We start from the raw sequence: 18817 nt of genomic DNA on the forward strand, positions 1-18817 counted from the left end.
GCGCGAGTGCGGTTCGATGTCGGCATGACCGCTCCCATCCACTACCTCGCTCCGGGCACGAGTCGCCCCGCGTGCGGCGATACGAGCCCCGACGCGCCGGTGACCTCATCCGTGACGTTGGTGACGTGCACGGCGTGCGCACGCGTCGTCACGACGCCGCGCCGACCGACGCCGCACGGGCGCACGAACTGACGCGTCCGTGTGAGAGCACCGCGGCGTGCCGAGCCTCGGGCGGCGTGGGCCCACCCGCACGGGTTCTCGTCAGCTCCGGAACACGGCGCCGCAGCCGCCCGATGGGCGACAGCACCGCCGTACCCCCGGTGGGACTCGAACCCACACTGAAGCGATTTTAAGTCGCCTGCCTCTGCCATTGGGCTACGGGGGCGTCGTCAGCTGACGACACCCACGCTACCGGTCAGCCCGAGACGGCCGCCTTCTCGGCGTCGGCGCGCTTCGCTTCGGCTGGCTTGCCCTGGTCGCGCGGCTCGGCCGGCGGGGTGACGGCCGGCTGCGGCGGACGCGGACGCGCGGCGAACTCCTCGAAGACATAGCGCGGGTTCTGCACGGTCTCGAGGTTGACGAGGTCGCGACCCAGCCAGAAGTTGTTCCACCAGCCCCACAGCACGCGCCACTTGCGCTCCCACGACGGCATCGCGAGGCCGTGGTAGCCACGGTGGGCGAGCCAGGCGATGAAGCCCTTGAGCGCGATGTTGCCCGACTGGAAGACGCCGTTGTACAGGCCGAGACCCGCGACGGCACCCATGTTGTGGTGGACGTACTCGCGCGGCAGCTCACCGCGCAGGACGCCGACGAGGTTCTTCGCGAGCAGCTTGGCCTGTCGCACGGCGTGCTGCGCGTTGGGCACGCAGTACCCGCCGACGCCGCCGCCCGAGAGGTCGGGCACGGCCGAGATGTCACCGGCCGCCCAGGCGCCCTCGACGATCTCCTCTTCCGTGCCGACGCGCAGGTCGGGCCGGGTGCGGATGCGGCCGCGCTCTTCGACGGGCAGGTCACTGCCGCGCACGACGGTCGGGTTCGCCATGACGCCGGCGGTCCAGATGATGAGGTCGCTCGGGATGGTCTCGCCGGTGGACAGCTCGATGTTGCCGTCGACGGCACCGGTCACCTGCGTGTCCAGGTGCACCGAAGCGCCCCGCTCGGCGAGGCTCTTGAGCACCCACTCGCTCGTCTTGAGCGATACCTCGGGCATGATGCGGCCCATCGCCTCGACGAGGTGGAAGTGCGTGTCCTCGAAGGTGATCTGCGGGTAGCTCTTCACCAGCGAGGACGCCAGCGAGCGCAGCTCGGCGAACACCTCGATGCCGGCGAATCCGCCGCCGACGACGACGACCGTCAGCAGGCGGTCGCGCTCGGGGCCGGGGGGCAGGACCGACGCCTTGTCGAAGTTCGACATCAGCCGGTCACGGATCGCGACGGCTTCTTCGATCGTCTTCAGGCCGATCGCGTTGTCGGCGATGCCGGGGATCGGGAACGTGCGCGACACCGCACCGGCGGTGACGACGATCTGGTCGTACTCCTGCTGGTAGGGCTCACCCGCCACGGGAGTGATCGTCGCGACCTTGCGGGCGTGATCGATACCGGTCACCTTCGCCGCGATCACCGCCGTGCGCTTGAGGTGACGACGCAGCGCGACGACGGAGTGGCGCGCTTCGATCGAACCGGCCGCGACCTCGGGGAGGAAGGGCTGGTAGGTCATGTACGGCAGCGGATCGACGATCATGACTTCCGCTTCGCCCTTGCGGAGGAGCTTCTCGAGCTTCCAGGCGGTGTAGAAGCCCGCGTATCCGCCTCCGACGACGAGGATTCTGGGCACGGTGTTGCTCACGGCGGGGAAAACTCCTCGTGGATCAGCGGCTCGGCGCGCGGGACGCCATTCGGATGCGTCGGACAGTTGCAGTGACGCCGAGCCCCATCAGTATAGCGGTGGAGGTGAGTGCCAGAAGCGGGAGCGTGCCGTAGAGCAGCGTCTCGTAGGACGGCAGGAGAGGCGACGTCTCGATCCGACCGTCGGCGACCGGCGGGAGCGGATCGACATCGACGGGGCCGCCGGTCGGCGTCGGTGCGGGTGCAGCATCCGCGCGTCGGTAGAGCCGGATCCATTCCTGCAGACTGCCCATCGGGTTGGCCACGACGGCGGGCACCTCGGCGGCCACCGCCGCGGCGGCGTCCACGAGGCCGTAGCCGTAGAGCGGATCGGGATGCGACGTCGCGGCCGGCGCGGGGCGCGTCGTGCGGACGATGCGGTTGATGACGTTGTTGGCGTCGAGGTCGGGATGCGCCGAGCGGACCAGGGCCGCGATGCCGGCGACGATGGGCGCGGCGCCGCTCGTTCCGTCCCACAGCACCACCCGCCCGTCGGCCGAGACGCCGAGCAGCTTCTCGCTCGGTGCGGAGACGCCGATCGTGATGCCCTGCGTCGAGGCATCCAGGCTCGCGCGCCCCTCGGGGTCGACACCGCCGACGGTGAGCACGCCCGGGATGGTCGCGGGGGCGCCGACGCGCGATGTGCCGCTCGCGCGGTTTCCTGCCGCGACCACGACGACGACGTCGTTCTCGTACGCGTAGAGGAATGCGTCGTCCCAGCTCTTGTCCCAGTCGGGCACGTTCGTCGTGAGTGAGAGGTTGATCACGTCGGCGCCGTTGTCCACCGACCAGCGCATCGCCTGGGCGATCTGGTCGACGAACGGCACGGATGCCGCGGCCCCGAAGCCGACCGAGACCGACAGCAGCTCCGCCTCGGGCGCCACGCCGATCATGCCGGCGCCCGGCCCCGTGCCGCGCGCCGCGGCGAGCGAAGCCACCCAGCTGCCGTGATTGCGGTCGATCGTGCCGACCGGCTTGCGCCCGTCCGGACTCCCCGTGCCGGACACATCGATGCCGTTCACGACGGCGCCCTCGAACTCGACGGGACCGCGCGCGATGCCCGTGTCGATGATCGCGATCCGCACGCCCTCACCGCGCGTCGTCTGCCATGCCTCCTCGATGCCGTACTCGTCGAGCCAGTACTGCATGCCGCGGATGGGGTCGATCTCGGGCGCGTCCGTGGTCGAGGGGGCGGGGGCGAGCGGTGCGACGACGGCGAGGGACAGGGCGAGCGCGCCGGTCGCGAGCGCGCCGAGCCTCACCCCGCGGCTCCCGGTCGGGCGCACACGCAGCGTTCGGGAGACCACGACGACAGCGCGAGTGCGCGATCGCCGAAGGGATTGACTCCGGGTCCTGCGGCGAGCGTGTGCGCCAGCACGGCGTGCAGGCACTTGATGCGGGTCGGCATGCCGCCGGCCGAGATGCCCTCGATCTCGGCGACGTCGCCGTACGGCGCACGGTCGGCGAGGTACGCGTCGTGTGCGCGCTGGTAGGCCGCGCGCAGATCGTCGTCGTCGGCGAGCTCGTCGGTGAACTGGCGCATGACCTGACCGGCTTCGAGCGTCGACATGGCCGCGGTCGCGGCGGGATGCGTCAGGTAGTAGAACGTCGGGAACGGCGTGCCGTCGTCGAGGCGCGGCGCCGTCGCGGCGACGGTCGGGTTGCCGCAGGCGCACCGCGCGGCGACGCCGACGACACCGCGGGCGGGACGCCCGAGCTGTTCGCGAAGAACCGTCAGATCGGCGTCGGTCACGGGCGGATAGGGAGGCGTCGGCACGTCCTCCAGGGTACCGGCCACGGCTGGGGCGCCGCTGGATCGCCTCACCCGGAAGGCGACTCGTCGGGGGCGGGGTCGGGCACACCGACCGTGGGCGGGGCGACGGTCTGCGCGAGCCCCGCTTCGGTGAGCGAGCGGACGAACTGCGACATCCAGTCGGTGCGCGTCTGCTCGACCTCTTCGCTCACGGGATCCAGTTCCTGCGGACGCTGATCGGCCGGCAGATCGTTGTCCACGAGGTAGATGACCTCGCCGGGCTTGACGTAGTACAGCCGTTCACGAGCCTGCGTCGTGATGTAGGCCGGATCGCGCCAGCGCTCCCGCTGCTGCTCGAGCGCGGTCACCTCTTCGCGGCTCACCTGCACCGAGCGCTCGAGCGCGGCGATCTGCTGCCGCTGCCCGATGTAGGTGCCGATCGTGGGCACGAGCACGAATGCGGCGAGCACGACGAGCCCCAGCATGATGACCATGAATCCCGACAGTCGGATGCCGCCGAGCCATTGCCGGACGTCGACCTGGCGCGCTTCACGCGTGCGGCGGGCGCGAGCAGGGGGAGCCGTCGTCTTGGCCACGGCTCCCCCTTCTCTTCGCGGTCGGTGATCGAGCAGCCCGCCTCAGCGCGCTCCCGGTGATCGAGCAGCCCACCTCAGCTAACCCACCCGGTGACCGAGCAGCCCACCTCAGCAACCCACCCGGTGACCGAGCAGCCCACCTCAGCAACCCACCCGGTGACCGAGCAGCCCACCTCAGCAACCCACCCGGTGACCGAGTAGCCCGCCACAGCAGCCCACCCGGTGATCGAGTAGCCCGCGCAGCGGGCGTATCGAGATCTAGTCCTTGAACCGAGGGAAGGCCGAGCGACCCGCGAAGACCGCGGCGTCGCCGAGGTCTTCCTCGATGCGCAGAAGCTGATTGTATTTCGCGACGCGCTCGCTGCGGGCGGGCGCGCCGGTCTTGATCTGACCGCAGTTGACGGCGACCGCGAGGTCGGCGATCGTCGTGTCCTCGGTCTCGCCCGAGCGATGCGACAGCATCGAGCGGTAGCCGTTCTGCGTCGCGAGGGCGACGGCGTCGAGCGTCTCGGACAGCGTGCCGATCTGGTTCACCTTGACCAGGAGGGCGTTTCCGACACCGAGGTCGATTCCCCGCTGCAGCCGCTCGGGGTTCGTCACGAACAGGTCGTCGCCGACGAGCTGCACTTTCGAGCCGAGCTTGTCGGTGAGCGCCTTCCAGGCATCCCAGTCGTCTTCGGCGAGGGCATCCTCGATCGTGACGATCGGGTAGTTCGCGACGAGGTCGGCGAAGTAGTCGGTGAGCTTCTCGGCCGACCACGGCTGTCCCTCGACGGTGTAGACGCCGTCGTTGAAGAACTCCGTAGCGGCGACGTCCAGGCCCACGGCGATGTCGGTGCCGGGCGTGTAGCCGGCCTTCTCGATCGCGCGCATGAGGAAGTCCAGCCCCTCGCGGTTGCTCGGCAGGTCGGGAGCGAAGCCGCCCTCGTCGCCGAGTCCCGTCGCGAAACCCGCTGCCTTCAGCTCGCCCTTGAGGACGTGATAGACCTCGGTGCCCCACCGCAGCGATTCGCCGTAGGTCTCGGCGCCGATCGGCGCGAGGAAGAACTCCTGGAAGTCGATCCCGTTGTCGGCGTGCTCGCCGCCGTTGATGACGTTGAACAGCGGCACCGGCAGGACGTGCGCGTTGGGACCGCCGAGGTAGCGGAACAGCGGCAGGTCGGCGGCGTCGGCGGCCGCCTTCGCGACGGCGAGCGAGACGCCCAGGATCGCGTTGGCGCCGGCACGGGACTTGTTCTCGGTGCCGTCGGTCTCGATGAGGATCTCATCGACGATACGCTGCTCGCTCGCCTCGACTCCTTCGAGGGCGGGTCCGAGCTCGTCGATGACGGCGGCGACGGCCTTCTGGACGCCCTTTCCGCCGTAACGGTTCGCGTCGCCGTCGCGCAGCTCGTACGCCTCGAATGCGCCCGTCGATGCGCCGGAAGGGACCGCCGCACGCTGGACAGTGCCGTCATCGAGCAGCACCTCCACTTCGACGGTCGGGTTGCCGCGCGAATCCAGGATCTCGCGCGCGCCTACAGCCTCGATCAGTGCCACAGGGGACTCCTTAGGTCGTGGAGGTGGGGATCGGCGGAGCGTCGTCGGTCCGTCGGTGCGAGTCTAGTGATCGGATGCCGCTCCCCGAAGGGCGGCCCCGCTGAGCGGCCCCTGAGCCTGCCTAAAGGTCGCGATGCGCCGGTCTCGCTCCCCGCCGCTAAACGACCAGTGCGATGGCGACCCCGTCCCAGCCCTTCGCGTCGAGCGTCTGGATCGCCGTCGCGTCGAAGCGGGGATCGCGGCCGAGCATCTCGATGCCGCGCTGCACTCCGATGATCTGCGGGTCCTCGGTCGCGGGGTTGGCGACCTCCCCCGAGCGCACCGTGTTGTCGACGATGACGATCGTGCCGGACCGACCCAGCCGCGCCGCCCAGTCGAGATAGATGGTGTTCGACTCCTTGTCGGCGTCGATGAAGACGAGGTCGAACGGTTCGCCGCCCTCGAGCGTCGGCAGCACATCGGCTCCGCGCCCCAGCCTGATCTCGACGCGGTCGCCCACCCCGGCGCGATCGAGGTTCCGACGTGCGAGCTCGGCGATGCGCGGCTCGGCCTCGATCGTGACGACGCGACCGTCGTCGGGGAGCGCCCGCGCGAGCCAGATCGTCGAATAGGCGCCCAGGGTGCCGATCTCGAGCACGCGGCGCGCGTTGGACATGCGCGCGAGGAGGTGCAGCAGCTTGCCGTTGACCGGGGCGACCTCGATCGACGGCAGGTCCGCCGCGTTCTGCTCGGCGACGGCGCTTTCCAGGCCGGGATCGTGCCCGATGAGCGTGTCGGTCAGGTAGGCGTCGACGCGGCGCCAGGACTGCGGGTCGGGAAGGGGTTCGCTCACCCGTCCAGACTCACCGGGCACCCGGCATCCGTCAACCCGTGAACGCGAACGGATCGATGACGGGCACGCCGGTATCCACGAAGTCGTCGGTGCTGCGCGTCGCGACCGGATGCTGCCGCGGTAGCCGCGTTCGAGTTCATCGATCCACGATCCGATGGGGCCCGCTCGCGCGTGCGGCCATCGTGTTCAGGAGCGCGGCGCCGGTTGCTGCATCGTCGACCGTGACGACGAAGGTGCGTCCGTTCGACCTCGTGACCTCGATGCACGACCCCGTTCGCAGCACGACGCCGAATCGGCGGTCGGGCGACCATCGCATGCCCCAGCCGCCGAACTCGGCCATGGGGTTCACGTGCGACGCCGTTGCCACCGTGACGTCGCTCGCGGCGATCCGGAACCGAGGGACCCCGAGGGCCGAGCGCACGGTGAGCCCGGACGCGTCCACGACGACGTGGAAGACCGTGTTGGACGCGGCGAGGAGCGCGATCAGTGCGCCGAGCCCGAGAACGATCCAGGCCGGCCCCGACTCCCCCGCGAGGATCATCCCGATCCCGATCGCGACGAGCAGCACGACTCCGCCGACGAGCACGAGGACTCCCCCGCGCGACATCACGGCCGTGCGGATCCAGACCGCCTGCTCGTTGTCGGCGAGCGGCAGCGGGTCGGCCGTCGCGACGCGGGGGCGCGGCATCCCCGCCGGCAGCGCTGCCCGGGCGATCGCGCCGCCGATGACTCCGGCCACGGCGCCGGCGAGCATGCTCAGCCAGATCGCCGGGGCATCCGTCGCGTTCTCGATGCCCACCTGCGTGAGCACCGTCGAGGTCATCATCACGACGATGAAGGCCGTCGTGCCGAGCGACACACCGCCGATGAAGCGGTAGGAGCCGCCACGCTGGCCCCAGCGCGGATCGACGCGGCTCTGCATCAGCGCGGACCCCACGACGATGAGCGGCAACAGGATTCCGATCACCGCCGTCATGGCGAGGGCCGTCCAGGCGGGTGCGTACCCGTCGGCCCGCCCGTCCAGCCCCCAGTGGATCGCGATCCGCGCGGGAACGCGCGGCAGGCAGATCGCCTGGATGATGACGCCGACGACGGCGAGCACGATGGGCGCGATCAGTCCGACGGCACGCAGGCGGGCGGAGACGGGACCGGTCATGGGGTCTTCCTTTCGTCGGAGCGCGCGGCATCGCCCACGCGCGCGGTCTCGCGTACGAGCGCGGCGAGGCTGTCGGGGGACAGCCCGAGTTCGGCTGCCCGACCCACGAGCGCCACGATCTCGGCGTGCAGACCCGACAGGGCGCCCACGGCGGGTGTCGCAACCGCGCCGCGACCGCGCCGCAGTTCGATCAGGCCCTCGTCGCGCAACTGCTGGTAGGCGCGCAGCACGGTGTGCACGTTGATGTCGAGCGCGCCGGCCACATCGCGCGCCGAGGGAAGGCGGTCCCCTGCCCGGATGCGCCCGGCCGCAGCGTCAGCGCGCACCGAATCCGCGACCTGCCCGAACAGCGGCACGTCGCTCTCGGCGTCGATGGTGATGAGCATGCACTTACTCTAGTTTATATAGAACAACAGGTCTTCCGCACCTGTTGGGTTGCGCCTCATGCACAAGCGATGTGCGCGCCCCGAGCCCGCACGCCACGATGATCGGATGCGCATCACGCCCCGTCGCCTCGCCATCGGCATGAGTCTGTGGATCCCGAACCTCTTCAGCGGAATCCGCGTGCGGCGATTCTCAGACGACTGGACGAGCGCGACCGTGGAACTGCACGTCAACCTCGTCACCCGCAACTACGTCAAGACGGCATTCGGCGGATCGATGTCGGCGATGACGGATCCGTACTTCTTCATGCTCGTCATGCATCAGCTCGGCCGTGACTACGTCGTGTGGGACACGCGCGGCGAGATCGAGTTCGTCAAGCCGGGCCGCGGTGTCCTGACGGCTCACTTCCACGTTCCGGTCGAGACGGCCGACGATCTCCGCGACCGCGCGCGCGGCGGCGCGAAGGTGCTCGAGTGGTTCGAGACCGACATCGTCGACGCCGACGGCGACGTCGTCGCACACGTGAGGCGCGAGGTCTACGTCCGCGAGAAGCGGCGGGTCACGGAGCGGGCGAACTGAGCCGACTGCGCACCCTGAATCTCACGTGTCGTGCTCGATGACCCCGGCGTCCTGCCGGTGATCCTCGGGGTCTCCCGGCGGGAACACCGCCACCTCGGGCCTGCTGCGCAGGAACAGGGCGCTGACGACCGTGCCGCCCCACACGATGATGATCGACAGGACGAGGAACGTGATGGCGAGGGGGGTCATCGGGACGCCTTCCGCTGAGCCGACGGGGTGACGGGTGCCGGCGGGAATGCCGGCCAGGGCTCGAAGTCGTCGGGCGAGCGCTTCCAGCGAAGCAGCGGCAGGATGATGGCGCCGACCACGATGACGACGATCGTGCCCCACCCGAAGGCCAGCAGGTACCACTCGGGCAAGCCCCCGTACCCCTCGGTGACGAGCACGATGATGCGCTGCACGAGCATGTAGCCGAGCACGATGGGCCCGAGGACGCCGATCAGGAAGACCCACCAGCCGCCGACGCGGAAGGTCGACAGGGCGTTGAGGTGGTAGCGCAGCTCGGGGCCCTTGCGGGCGACCCACACGACGAGGATCGTGAGGAACACCGCCGACGCGACGATCCCGATGTTGTTCGCCCACTGGTCGACCGTGTCGAGCGCGAGCAGGCCCGTCGTGGTCGAGAAGATGAGGATCGACAGTGCCGCCGACACGACGCCCACGCCGATCGATGCCGTGCGCCGCGTCCATCCGAACTTCTCCTGCACGGCCGCAGAGACGACCTGCAGGATCGATACGAGCGATGTGAACCCCGCGAGCGTCAGCGAACCGAAGAACAGGCACCCGAAAATGGGGCCGCCGGGCATCTGGGACACGATGGCGGGGAACGTGATGAACGACAGCCCGACACCCGTGAGGCCTTCGAGTTCACCGACTGCGATGCCCTGCTGGAAGGCGAAGAAGCCGAGCGTGGCGAAGACGCCGATGCCGGCGAGGATCTCGAACGACGAGTTCGAGAACGCGACGACCAGACCCGGCGTCGTGAGGTTCGACTTGCGGCGGCGATACGACGCGTAGGTCACCATGATGCCGAACGCGATCGACAGCGAGAAGAAGATCTGACTGTATGCCGCGATCCACACGTTCGGGTTCGCCAGCGCCTCCCAATCGGGCGTGAAGAGGGCGTTGAGGCCCTCGGCGGCGCCGTCGAGGAAGAGCGCGCGCACGACGAGCACCGTGAAGGCGATGACGAGCACGGGCAGCGCGATCATGTTCGTGCGCTGCACGCCCTTCGCGACACCAGCCGCCATCACGACGATCGCGACGACCCAGACGATCGCGAGCGGGATGAGCACGCCGGGAACGAAGTCGAGGCTGAAGCCCGGTTCGGCGACCTGCAGATAGTCGTTCATGAGGAACCCGCCCGGATCGTCGCCCCAGCGCAGATCGAACGAGAAGACGAAGAAGCTCAGTGCCCACGCGATGACGGCCGTGTAGTAGAGGGCGATGACGAACGCGATCATCACCTGGAACCACCCGAGCGCCTCGAAGAAGCCCTTGCCGCGGCGGGCGAGCCGACGGAAGGCGGTCGGCGAGGCCCCGCGGAAACGGTGGCCGATCGCGTAGTCGAGGAACAGGATCGGGATGCCGGCGGTCAGCAGCGCGATGATGTACGGGATGAGGAAGGCGCCGCCGCCGTTCTCGTACGCCACTCCCGGGAACCGCCAGATGTTGCCCAGACCGACCGCCGAACCGATCGCGGCGATGATGAATCCGACCTGTCCGGTCCATTGCTCACGAGGCTTCTCGACGCTCGCTCCGTTGCGTGAATCGGATACGGCCACAGGTAACTCCCTTGTCAGTGTGACTGCCAGTGTGTCTGCCGGTGCCGCAGCATCGGCCACTCCGGTCCCCGGCACGCTACCAGTCCGGCGCAAGCGCGCGCGACTGGCGCGGCGGGCCCGGCTCAGCCCAGCGGCTTGATGTCGAGTTCGGCGCGCGTCGCGCCGGCCGCGACGGTCGCGAAAGCCGTGTATCCGTCGGATGCCGCGCGCTCGAGCAGCGCCTTGAGGTTCTTGGTGCGCTGCTCCAGGCGCACACGCGAGCCCTCGGCGATGAGTGCGGCCTTGATCGCGATGAGCTCGTCCTGTGCCGCATCGCGGTCGTGCACGAGCACGATCGCCGAGGCTGCGGCATCCGCGCGCTCCTGCACGAGGTCGACGATGCGCTCGAAGCCGATCGAGAAGCCGACGGCGGGCGCGTCCTGGCCGAGGAAACGGCCGATCATGCCGTCGTAGCGGCCGCCGCCGCCCAGCGAGTAGCTGACCGAGGGGTGGGCGAGCTCGAAGATCGTGCCCGTGTAGTACCCCATGCCGCGCACGAGGAAGGGGTCGAACACGAGCGGGATGTCGCCGGCCGCGGCCGCTGAGCCTGTCGCCCCTGAGCTTGTCGCCCCTGAGCTTGTCGCCCCTGAGCTTGTCGCCCCTGAGCTTGTCGCCCCTGAGCTTGTCGAAGGGCGTGCCGCCATGACGGCCGCGCCGATGCCGACGAGGTGCGCGACGATGTCGTCGGGGGCTCCCTCGGGCAGCAGCTTTCGGATCTGTCGCTCGCCGTACGGGTTGTATTCCAGCGTCATGGGTCGGGTGAGGAACGACTCGAGGCCGTCGACCGCGTCCGGTGTCGCGCCTCGTTCGCGCAGCTCGCTCACGACGCCGGACGGCCCGATCTTGTCGAGCTTGTCGATCGTGATGAGCACGCCGGGCCGCTCGTCGGGGGCGAAGCCGAAGCGGTCCAGCATCCAGTCGAGGACGCGGCGGTCGTTGATGCGCACCGTTCCGCCCTCGAGACCGAGGGCGTCGAGCGTGTCGAGGGTCGCGACGACGAGTTCGGCTTCGGCCCGCGCCGACGCGTCGCCGATGATGTCGATGTCGCACTGCATGAACTGGCGGTAGCGCCCCTTCTGCGGGCGCTCGGCACGCCACACGGGCGCGATCTGGATCGCCCGGAACACGGTCGGCAACTCGCCGCGGTGGCTCGCGTAGAACCGCGCGAGCGGGACGGTCAGGTCGTACCGCAGCCCGAGGTCGGTCAGAGCCTCGGGGTCGTCTGCGGCGGCACGGATCGCCTCGGCGTCGAGACCGCGTTTGAGAACGTTGTAGGCGAGCTTCTCGTTGTCACCGCCGATGCCCGCGTGCAGGCGCGCGTACTCCTCCATGACGGGGGTCTCGATCTCGTCGAACCCGTGCGCACGGTAGCGCTCGCGGATGACGGCGAGCACACGCTCGCGACGGGCCTTGTCGGCGGGGAGGAAGTCGCGCATGCCGCGCGGCGGATTGACGGATGCCACGGGGTCATTCTTCCAGGTCCACCGCGTGCACAACGTCAGGACCACCGCGTGCACAACGTCAGGACCACCGCGTGCACAACTCCTCATGGATTTCGCGGGGCGGCGTTCTCGACGTGCATCCAGCGGTTCGGTGAGGAGTTATGCACGCTCCGCGTCGCGGATGTCGCGCTCGAGGCGGCGCACCCGCACGCGCAGCGCGCGCTCGGCGTCCCACCCGTTCGCGCGGGCGGCGACGACGAGCCCGAGCAGCGCGTCGCCGAGCTCCGCCTCGGTCGTCGGCCCTTCCGCGAGCTCAGGGACCGGGGGCAGTCCGGGCGCCTCGGCCGTCGACCCTTCGGCACGCTCAGGGACCGGGGGCAGTCCCGGGTCAGGGACTGGGGGCGCGGCGGGGTCTGGTCGCTGAGCGTGTCGAAGCGTCGTCGCCTTGCCCAGGAGCTTCTGCGCGAGCGCGAGGGAGGGCATCCGGTCGCTGACGCCGTCGAGGACGCTCGTGCGCTCGTTCTTCTCGGCCGCTTTCGCGGCGTTCCAGTGCATGAGCACCTCATCGGAGGTCCGCGCGACGGCGTCGGCGAAGACATGCGGATGCCGCCTCACCATCTTGTCGGTGAGCCCCCGGGCGACGTCGTCGATGTCGAACGGCTCGACGGCGTCGCGCGAGGCGATCTCGGCGTGGAACAGCACTTGCCAGAGCAGGTCGCCGAGCTCTTCGCGCAGCTCGGCGGGCGTGCCGTCCTCGACCGCATCGATGACTTCGGCGCTCTCCTCGACGAGGTACGGCACGAGGTCGCGATGATCGATCTGCTGCGTCCACACACAGCGATCCCGCACGGCGCGCATCGTCTCAGCCGCGGCACGGAGGGCATCGGGCTGCGCGCGCGGGTCGGGTGCGGCATCCGTCACGCGATCTGGCCCTTCGTCTCCTCCTGCGGCGGCAGCTCCTCGTCACGGGTCTCCGGCGAGGTGCGGCGATAGTGCAGCGCGCGCTGCGCGACGAGCGCCGCCGCCAGCACGATCGAGATCACCGATCCGGCGAGCACGCCGAGCGTCGCCTCGTCGCGCACGAGCGGGCTGTCCGCGAAAGCGAGCTCGGACAGCAGCAGCGAGACGGTGAATCCGATCCCGCCCAGCGCGCCGGCGGCTACGAGGTCCATGAGTGCGAGATGGGGGGTCTTGCCCCGGTTGCCGATCCGCAGCGAGATCCATCCGGCGAGCGTGATGCCGAGAATCTTGCCCACGGGCAACGCCACGAGGATGCCCCAGAACGCCGGTGAGAGCTGAGCGGGCGACACCATCGGGATCACCACGAGTGCGGCCGAGAAGGCGAACAGCGGCAGGACGAGTCCGTTGACGAACGGCTCGAGCGCGTGGCGCGTGCGCATCGCCGGCTGCTGCGCCATCACGAGCCCGAGCGCGACACCGGCGATCGTCGCGTGCACACCTGAGAGGTACACGAGCACCCACGTCGCGAGCCCGAGTACGACGAGCCCGGCGATGACGACGCCGTCCGCACGCGAGCCGAGCATGCGGCTCAGCACGGCGAAAATCGCAACGGCGACCACGGCGAGCGCGAGCAGGCCGACGTTGACGTCGTTCGTGAAGAGCACGGCGATGAAGACGATCCCGACGATGTCGTCGAGGATCGCGAGCGCCAGCAGGAAGATCCGGATGCCGCTGGGCAGGCCCTTACCGAAGACGGCGAGCACGCCCAGGGCGAAGGCGATGTCGGTCGCCGTGGGGATGGGCCACCCGCCGGCGGCGTCGGTTCCGCCGGCGAAGAGCAGGAACACCCCGATCGGCACGATGACTCCCCCCGCGGCCGCGATCGCCGGCTGCAGGGCCTTGCGCGCGGAGTTGAGCTCGCCCGCGGTGAGTTCGTACTGCAGTTCGATCGCGACGACGAAGAAGAAGATCGCGAGCAGGCCGTCCTGCACCCAGTGGCCGACGGACATCTCGAAGACCCCGGGGATGCCGAGGTACGCGCCCTTGATCTCGGCGACGGCCGGACCGATCGGCGAGTTGGCGAGGATCAGCCCGAGGACGGCGGCTGCCAGCAGGATGACGGCGGGGAATCGTGCGGAGCGCAGCAGGGACATGGGCCTCTTTCGGGTGAGTCGGCAGGGTACGGCAGCACCGTGCCGACCAGACTTCCCGGCTCACCGCCGCCCAGTGTACCGAGCCTTCCGAGACCGCCGCGGCGGATCAGTCCACGCGCGTGTCGTGCGCGTGGCGGGCGAGGCTCTGGCCGTAGCGCTCGGTGAGCTGCACCATGAGATCGGGGGTCTCGGCGTCGAGTCCGAAGACGTAGCCGGGGAAGTCGAGTTCGCGCTGCGCCGCCCAGATCTCCTCGTGCCGCTCGGGAGGCAGGATCCGGGCGGGCTCACCGACGGCGACCCAGCCGATCGGCACGACCGACTCGGGCGGCAGGGTCGTCCGCAGGTGCACGACCGCATTGATGCGGATGTCGCTGCGCGCGCCGATCCGGGCGCCGTTGAAGATGCGGGTCCCCGTCGCGAGGAACACCTCGTCCTCGATCGTCGCGCCCGACACGCTCGCCATCGGCCCGACGAGCACATGGTCGCCGATGTGCACCGGGTTCGTCGCGGTCGCGCGTACGAGCGCGTTCTCCATGACGATGACGTCATGCCCGAGCGTGACGGGACCGCCCTCCGACGTGATGACCGCTCCGTGCAGCACTTGGCACTCGGCACCGATCTCGACGTCGCCGCTGATGACGGCGGTCGGCGCGATGACCGCCGTGGGGTGGATGCGGGGCCCGACCCCGAGATGCTCGAACCTCATCGTTCCTCCTCGGTCGGCGCTCAGCGTAGCGCGCTCTCGTGCGCGTGGCATCCGCTCATGAGTCGCGCGCGTTAGGCTGAGGTCTCCCGTCCGTGCCGATGCGCGTCACCCGCGCACCCCCGGGCAGCCACGCATAATCCGCGTCGCACCCGGCAGCCCACGAACCCGTGGGTGGGGATCGCCGGTTCCGGGTGCCCATCGCTCCGGCCAGAAAGTGCTCTCCGTGACCGAAACGCTCGCCGCTCTTCCGCCCGCCGTCACCGAGGTGTTCGACACGGTTCAGGCACGCAACCCCCACGAACCCGAGTTCCTCCAGGCCGTGCATGAGGTGCTGGAGTCGATCGGCCCCGTGCTCGAGGAGCATCCCGAGTTCGTCGATGGCGGCATCGTGGAACGGCTCGTCGAGCCCGAGCGGCAGATCCTGTTCCGCGTGCCGTGGGTCGATGACAGCGGGCGTCTGCGCGTCAACCGCGGGTTCCGTGTGCAGTTCTCGTCGGTGCTCGGTCCGTACAAGGGCGGCCTGCGCTTCCACCCATCCGTGAACCTGTCGATCGTGAAGTTCCTCGGCTTCGAGCAGGTCTTCAAGAACGCGCTCACGGGGCAGGGCATCGGCGGCGCCAAGGGCGGCAGCGACTTCGACCCGCACGGCCGCTCCGACGCCGAGGTCATGCGCTTCTGCCAGTCCTTCATGAACGAGCTGTATCGCCACCTCGGCGAGCACACCGACGTCCCCGCCGGTGACATCGGCGTCGGGGCGCGCGAGATCGGCTACCTGTTCGGCCAGTACCGCAGGATCACGAACCGCCACGAGTCGGGCATGTTCACCGGCAAGGGCGTGCAGTGGGGCGGTGCCGAGGTCCGCACCGAGGCGACCGGTTTCGGCGCGGTCTTCTTCGCGCAGGAGATGCTGGGTGTGCGCGGTCAGTCCCTCGCGGGGCTGCGCGTCGGCGTCTCCGGCTCGGGCAACGTCGCGATCTACGCGATCAAGAAGGCGTGGCAGCTGGGCGCGACTCCGGTCACGGCTTCGGACTCGTCAGGCTACGTCGTCGATGACGCCGGCATCGACGTCGAGCTGCTGCGCCAGGTGAAAGAGACCGAGCGTGCGCGCATCGGCGAGTACGCCGCTCGTCGACCGTCGGCACGTTTCGTCGAGGGGGCACGCCCGTGGGAGGTGCCCGTCGACATCGCGATCCCGTCGGCGACGCAGAACGAGCTCGAAGAGCAGGATGCCCGCGCCCTCATCGGCAACGGCGTGCGCGCGGTCGCCGAGGGTGCGAACATGCCCTCGACACCCGGTGCCATCGCCGCGTTCCAGTCCTCCGACGTGATGTTCGCGCCGGGCAAGGCCGCCAACGCGGGCGGCGTGGCGACGTCGGCGCTCGAGATGAGCCAGAACGCCTCTCGGCAGCGGTGGAGCTTCGACGACAGCGAATCGCGCCTGCGCTCGATCATGAAGGACGTCCACGACTCCGCCTTCGACGCCGCCGCGCGGTACGGCCGCCCCGGTGACTACGTCGTGGGCGCCAACTCGGCGGCCTTCGAGCGCGTCGCGCACGCGATGCTCGCGCAGGGCGTCATCTGACGCTTCTCCGCGCGGGTTTCGCGGCGGTTCCCGGGCGGCTGCTGTCAGAGGTGGTGCTGCGGAACGTACGCCTTGGCACCCTGGGAAGATGCGCGGCCGGGTGACGACGAGGACCTTCGGAGGCGTCGGGCTGATCGTCTGCGCCGTCGCCGGGATGCTGCAGACCAGCCTGCTCGGCACGCCGGGCGCCGTCGTGGGGTGCCGCTCGGTGCCGGTCCGCGGACGTCGACGTGTTCTGGTCGGCGCGAGACGCGCATTTCTTTTCCTTTTTTCTTCGCGCCCCTTCCCTTAATCGAAGATATGTACTACACTGGAGCCAGTTCTCGCGCACGTGCCCATCTCGCGCTTGACCGTCCACTCTCTGTGTTTGGAGCGCTCATGGGGCACGACCTGTCGACCGACACCGGCTGGACGACCGCGCTCGATGACCTCGTATCCGACATGCTCACCACCCGTCGGCAGATCGCAGCACTCGAGGCGCGGCAAGAGCAGCTGCTCGCCGACGCGGTGGACCTCTCCCTCGCTCGCGTTGCGCAGGGCAGAGCAGCCGGCCGCCGCATGTCGCGCAGCGACCTGGCCGTCCGCGAAGTCGCGGCCGAGCTGGGTGCGGCGATGCGGGTGACGGATCGAACCGTGCAGTCCCGGATGGGGGATGCCGCGACACTCACGAGTCGCTTCGCCGCCACCTTCGCCGCGTGGCAGGCAGGGCGTATCGACGCGGGACATGTCCGAGTGATCCTCGACGCCGGCTCTCCCATCGCCGATGCCGACACTCGTGCCCGATACGAAGAGACGGTGATCGCGGTAGCGGAAGCCGAAGCGCCGGGCCGACTGCGCGCGATGGCGCGGGCGGTCGCCGCCCAGCTCGACCCGGATGCGACTGTCGAGCGGCAGCGCCGGGCCGTCGCGGACAGGTGCGTTCGGCTCATCGACCTCGACGACGGTGTCGCGCGGATCATCTCGGACCAGCCGGCAGCGCTCGCCTACGCGATCCGCGACCGGCTGACCGAGATGGCCCGCGCCATCGTGAACGACAACGCCGCGGCCGATAGCGGGCCCCGCTCGCTCGAGGCGCGCGACAGCGACGGCCACGACGAGACGGGATCCGTCGTCGTCACGGAACCCGTCGTCGTTACGGAACCCGTCGTCGTCACCGGCCCGTCCGACGGTACGCTCGCCGGCGCGGGCGACAGTACGCTCGCCGGCCCATCCGACGGCACGCTCGCCGGCGCCGGCGCGGACGCGGGCGCGAGGATCGCGGGATCCGGCAACGCGCACGCCGCATCGACCGACAGCGACGCCGACGGTGCGGCGTGGACCGGCGACGAGCACGGTGCGGCATCCGAACCCCGCGACTCCCGGACGATGGACCAGATTCGCGCCGACCTCTTCGCCGACCTGCTTCTGGCCGGCGCGCCGGCTGCACATGGCGAGGGTGACGCGCTCGCCGCGCTCACGGGGCACGTCCAGGTCACCGTCCCCGCGCTCACCGCCGCGGGCTCCGGCGCCGAGCCCTACCTCTTGGCCGGGTACGGTCCCATCGATCCCGACACCGCTCTCCGTCTGGCGGGCCACGCGAAGGGGTGGGACCGCGTCCTCACTCATCCGCATACCGGTGCCGTGCTCGCCGTCGACCGGTACCGGCCCGACAAGAAGCTCCGCCGACACTTGCGGGCGCGCGACGAGCGCTGTCGGGCTCCCGGGTGTCGGCGCCCGGCGATCCGCGCCGACGTCGACCACACGAAGGACGCCGCGAAGGGCGGGGCGACCTGCGAGACCAACCTCGGTCACTTCTGCAGGCGCCATCACACGCTCAAACACCACACGGCGTGGCGCGTCGAACAAAGACCGGGCGGGGTCCTCGAGTGGTACTCCCCCACGGGCCGTCGCTACCAGGACCGACCACCGTCGACGGTCAGATTCGTCCCGACGGACTGGCTGGCGATCGCCACCACGAGCACGGACGAGGGCGGACCGCCCGCGCCCTTCTGAGCCGGCACCCGCCCCCCCCGGCAACCCCCGCGCCCTCGGCGGCACGCGCAAATCGGCAGCCCCCGCCCCCTCAGAGGCACCCGCCGCCTCGGCAGCACCCGCTCCCTCTGCGGCACTCGCCCCCTCGGCAGGACCCACCCGCTCGGCAGCACCCGCCCCTCGGCAGCCCCCGCCCCTCGGCAGCCCCACCCCTCGGTGGCACCCGCGAGCCGGCAGCGCCCGCCCCCTCGGTAGCACCCGCCCCTCGGTGGCACCCGCCCCTCGGTGGCACCCGCGAGCCGGCAGCACCCGCCCGTCGGTGGCACCCGCCCCCTCGGCAGCGCCCGCCCCCTCGGCAGCGCCCGCCCCCTCGGCAGCCCCCGTCCCTCGGTGGCACCCGCCCGCTCGGCAGCACCCGCCCCCTCGGCAGCGCCCGCCGCCTCGGCAGCCCCACCC

Annotated in this window: 18 protein-coding genes and 1 tRNA gene; 4 read left to right on the forward strand and 15 right to left on the reverse strand. The window is 70.2% G+C overall.

Going from position 1 to position 18817, the window contains the following annotated elements:
• Positions 1 to 24: 24 nt before the first annotated feature.
• Complete coding sequence (locus tag ACWIBS_RS01190) at positions 25 to 192, forward strand: hypothetical protein (RefSeq protein WP_376127126.1); 168 nt, start codon at positions 25 to 27, stop codon at positions 190 to 192.
• Between the two features lie 120 nt (positions 193 to 312).
• On the opposite strand, the gene ACWIBS_RS01195 is transcribed toward ACWIBS_RS01190, so the two are convergent.
• The 9 genes from ACWIBS_RS01195 to ACWIBS_RS01235 form a co-directional block, all read right to left on the reverse strand.
• A tRNA-Leu gene (locus tag ACWIBS_RS01195) sits at positions 313 to 385 on the reverse strand.
• Positions 386 to 415: 30 nt separating this feature from the next.
• Entirely contained in the window at positions 416 to 1834 is a 1419-nt protein-coding gene (locus tag ACWIBS_RS01200; RefSeq protein ID WP_376127265.1) for an NAD(P)/FAD-dependent oxidoreductase, read from the reverse strand.
• A gap of 34 nt (positions 1835 to 1868) precedes the next feature.
• A complete protein-coding gene (locus ACWIBS_RS01205) occupies positions 1869 to 3146 on the reverse strand; it encodes a S8 family peptidase (protein ID WP_376127124.1) in 1278 nt (425 codons plus the stop codon).
• Positions 3143 to 3661, reverse strand: coding sequence for a DUF501 domain-containing protein (locus ACWIBS_RS01210; RefSeq protein ID WP_376127123.1), 519 nt, complete (start codon positions 3659 to 3661; stop codon positions 3143 to 3145). The genes ACWIBS_RS01205 and ACWIBS_RS01210 overlap by 4 nt, the downstream gene beginning before the upstream one ends.
• Positions 3662 to 3705: 44 nt before the next feature.
• The gene (locus ACWIBS_RS01215) at positions 3706 to 4233 is read right to left on the reverse strand and encodes an FtsB family cell division protein (RefSeq protein ID WP_376127121.1); all 528 of its coding nucleotides are present in this window, start codon (positions 4231 to 4233) and stop codon (positions 3706 to 3708) included.
• 258 nt (positions 4234 to 4491) lie between these two features.
• Positions 4492 to 5772, reverse strand: coding sequence for a phosphopyruvate hydratase (gene eno / locus ACWIBS_RS01220; protein ID WP_376127119.1), 1281 nt, complete (start codon positions 5770 to 5772; stop codon positions 4492 to 4494).
• A 157-nt stretch (positions 5773 to 5929) separates the two neighbouring features.
• Positions 5930 to 6604, reverse strand: a complete 675-nt coding sequence (locus ACWIBS_RS01225) for an O-methyltransferase (protein WP_376127117.1) — start codon at positions 6602 to 6604, stop codon at positions 5930 to 5932.
• 136 nt (positions 6605 to 6740) lie between these two features.
• Positions 6741 to 7760 carry a DUF1648 domain-containing protein gene (locus ACWIBS_RS01230; RefSeq protein WP_376127115.1) on the reverse strand — a complete coding sequence of 340 codons (1020 nt, stop codon included), beginning with the start codon at positions 7758 to 7760 and terminating at the stop codon, positions 6741 to 6743.
• Entirely contained in the window at positions 7757 to 8146 is a 390-nt protein-coding gene (locus ACWIBS_RS01235; RefSeq protein ID WP_376127113.1) for a GntR family transcriptional regulator, read from the reverse strand. The genes ACWIBS_RS01230 and ACWIBS_RS01235 overlap by 4 nt, the downstream gene beginning before the upstream one ends.
• A 106-nt stretch (positions 8147 to 8252) precedes the next feature.
• Here ACWIBS_RS01235 and ACWIBS_RS01240 point away from each other — a divergent pair, with 106 nt between their 5' ends.
• Positions 8253 to 8723, forward strand: coding sequence for a PaaI family thioesterase (locus ACWIBS_RS01240; RefSeq protein ID WP_376127111.1), 471 nt, complete (start codon positions 8253 to 8255; stop codon positions 8721 to 8723).
• A 21-nt stretch (positions 8724 to 8744) separates the two neighbouring features.
• Here ACWIBS_RS01240 and ACWIBS_RS01245 read toward each other — a convergent pair whose 3' ends face one another.
• From ACWIBS_RS01245 to ACWIBS_RS01270, 6 genes are all read right to left on the reverse strand, one after another.
• Positions 8745 to 8912: a methionine/alanine import family NSS transporter small subunit gene (locus tag ACWIBS_RS01245; protein ID WP_376127109.1), complete on the reverse strand. Its 168-nt coding sequence runs from the start codon at positions 8910 to 8912 to the stop codon at positions 8745 to 8747.
• Positions 8909 to 10507 carry a sodium-dependent transporter gene (locus tag ACWIBS_RS01250; RefSeq protein ID WP_376127107.1) on the reverse strand — a complete coding sequence of 533 codons (1599 nt, stop codon included), beginning with the start codon at positions 10505 to 10507 and terminating at the stop codon, positions 8909 to 8911. Before ACWIBS_RS01250 ends, ACWIBS_RS01245 begins: the two co-directional genes overlap by 4 nt.
• Before the next feature lie 122 nt (positions 10508 to 10629).
• Positions 10630 to 11982, reverse strand: a complete 1353-nt coding sequence (gene hisS / locus ACWIBS_RS01255; protein ID WP_376127263.1) for a histidine--tRNA ligase — start codon at positions 11980 to 11982, stop codon at positions 10630 to 10632.
• Between the two features lie 165 nt (positions 11983 to 12147).
• On the reverse strand, positions 12148 to 12909 hold the full coding sequence (locus tag ACWIBS_RS01260) for a MazG nucleotide pyrophosphohydrolase domain-containing protein (protein ID WP_376127106.1): 762 nt from the start codon (positions 12907 to 12909) through the stop codon (positions 12148 to 12150).
• Positions 12906 to 14102 carry a Na+/H+ antiporter NhaA gene (locus ACWIBS_RS01265; RefSeq protein WP_376127104.1) on the reverse strand — a complete coding sequence of 399 codons (1197 nt, stop codon included), beginning with the start codon at positions 14100 to 14102 and terminating at the stop codon, positions 12906 to 12908. Before ACWIBS_RS01265 ends, ACWIBS_RS01260 begins: the two co-directional genes overlap by 4 nt.
• 106 nt (positions 14103 to 14208) lie before the next feature.
• Positions 14209 to 14808, reverse strand: a complete 600-nt coding sequence (locus ACWIBS_RS01270) for a gamma carbonic anhydrase family protein (protein ID WP_376127102.1) — start codon at positions 14806 to 14808, stop codon at positions 14209 to 14211.
• 223 nt (positions 14809 to 15031) lie between these two features.
• On the opposite strand from ACWIBS_RS01270, the gene gdhA reads away from it, so the two are divergent.
• Both gdhA and ACWIBS_RS01280 read left to right on the forward strand, forming a co-directional pair.
• Positions 15032 to 16390 (forward strand): NADP-specific glutamate dehydrogenase, encoded by a 1359-nt coding sequence (gdhA, locus tag ACWIBS_RS01275; protein WP_376127100.1) that lies wholly within the window; start codon positions 15032 to 15034, stop codon positions 16388 to 16390.
• A gap of 378 nt (positions 16391 to 16768) precedes the next feature.
• Positions 16769 to 18382, forward strand: coding sequence for an HNH endonuclease signature motif containing protein (locus ACWIBS_RS01280; RefSeq protein WP_376127098.1), 1614 nt, complete (start codon positions 16769 to 16771; stop codon positions 18380 to 18382).
• The last annotated feature ends 435 nt before the right edge of the window (positions 18383 to 18817 follow it).

It is taken from the genome of Microbacterium sp. NPDC055442 (assembly GCF_053644215.1).

Coding starts and splice junctions, on each gene's coding strand:
- ACWIBS_RS01190 (WP_376127126.1), top strand. CDS start 25: ATGACCGCTCCCATCCACTACCTCGCTCCGGGCACGAGTCGCCCCGCG.
- ACWIBS_RS01235 (WP_376127113.1), bottom strand. CDS start 8,146: ATGCTCATCACCATCGACGCCGAGAGCGACGTGCCGCTGTTCGGGCAG.
- ACWIBS_RS01265 (WP_376127104.1), bottom strand. CDS start 14,102: ATGTCCCTGCTGCGCTCCGCACGATTCCCCGCCGTCATCCTGCTGGCA.
- ACWIBS_RS01230 (WP_376127115.1), bottom strand. CDS start 7,760: ATGACCGGTCCCGTCTCCGCCCGCCTGCGTGCCGTCGGACTGATCGCG.
- ACWIBS_RS01240 (WP_376127111.1), top strand. CDS start 8,253: ATGCGCATCACGCCCCGTCGCCTCGCCATCGGCATGAGTCTGTGGATC.
- hisS (WP_376127263.1), bottom strand. CDS start 11,982: ATGCGCGACTTCCTCCCCGCCGACAAGGCCCGTCGCGAGCGTGTGCTC.
- ACWIBS_RS01270 (WP_376127102.1), bottom strand. CDS start 14,808: ATGAGGTTCGAGCATCTCGGGGTCGGGCCCCGCATCCACCCCACGGCG.
- ACWIBS_RS01280 (WP_376127098.1), top strand. CDS start 16,769: ATGGGGCACGACCTGTCGACCGACACCGGCTGGACGACCGCGCTCGAT.
- ACWIBS_RS01245 (WP_376127109.1), bottom strand. CDS start 8,912: ATGACCCCCCTCGCCATCACGTTCCTCGTCCTGTCGATCATCATCGTG.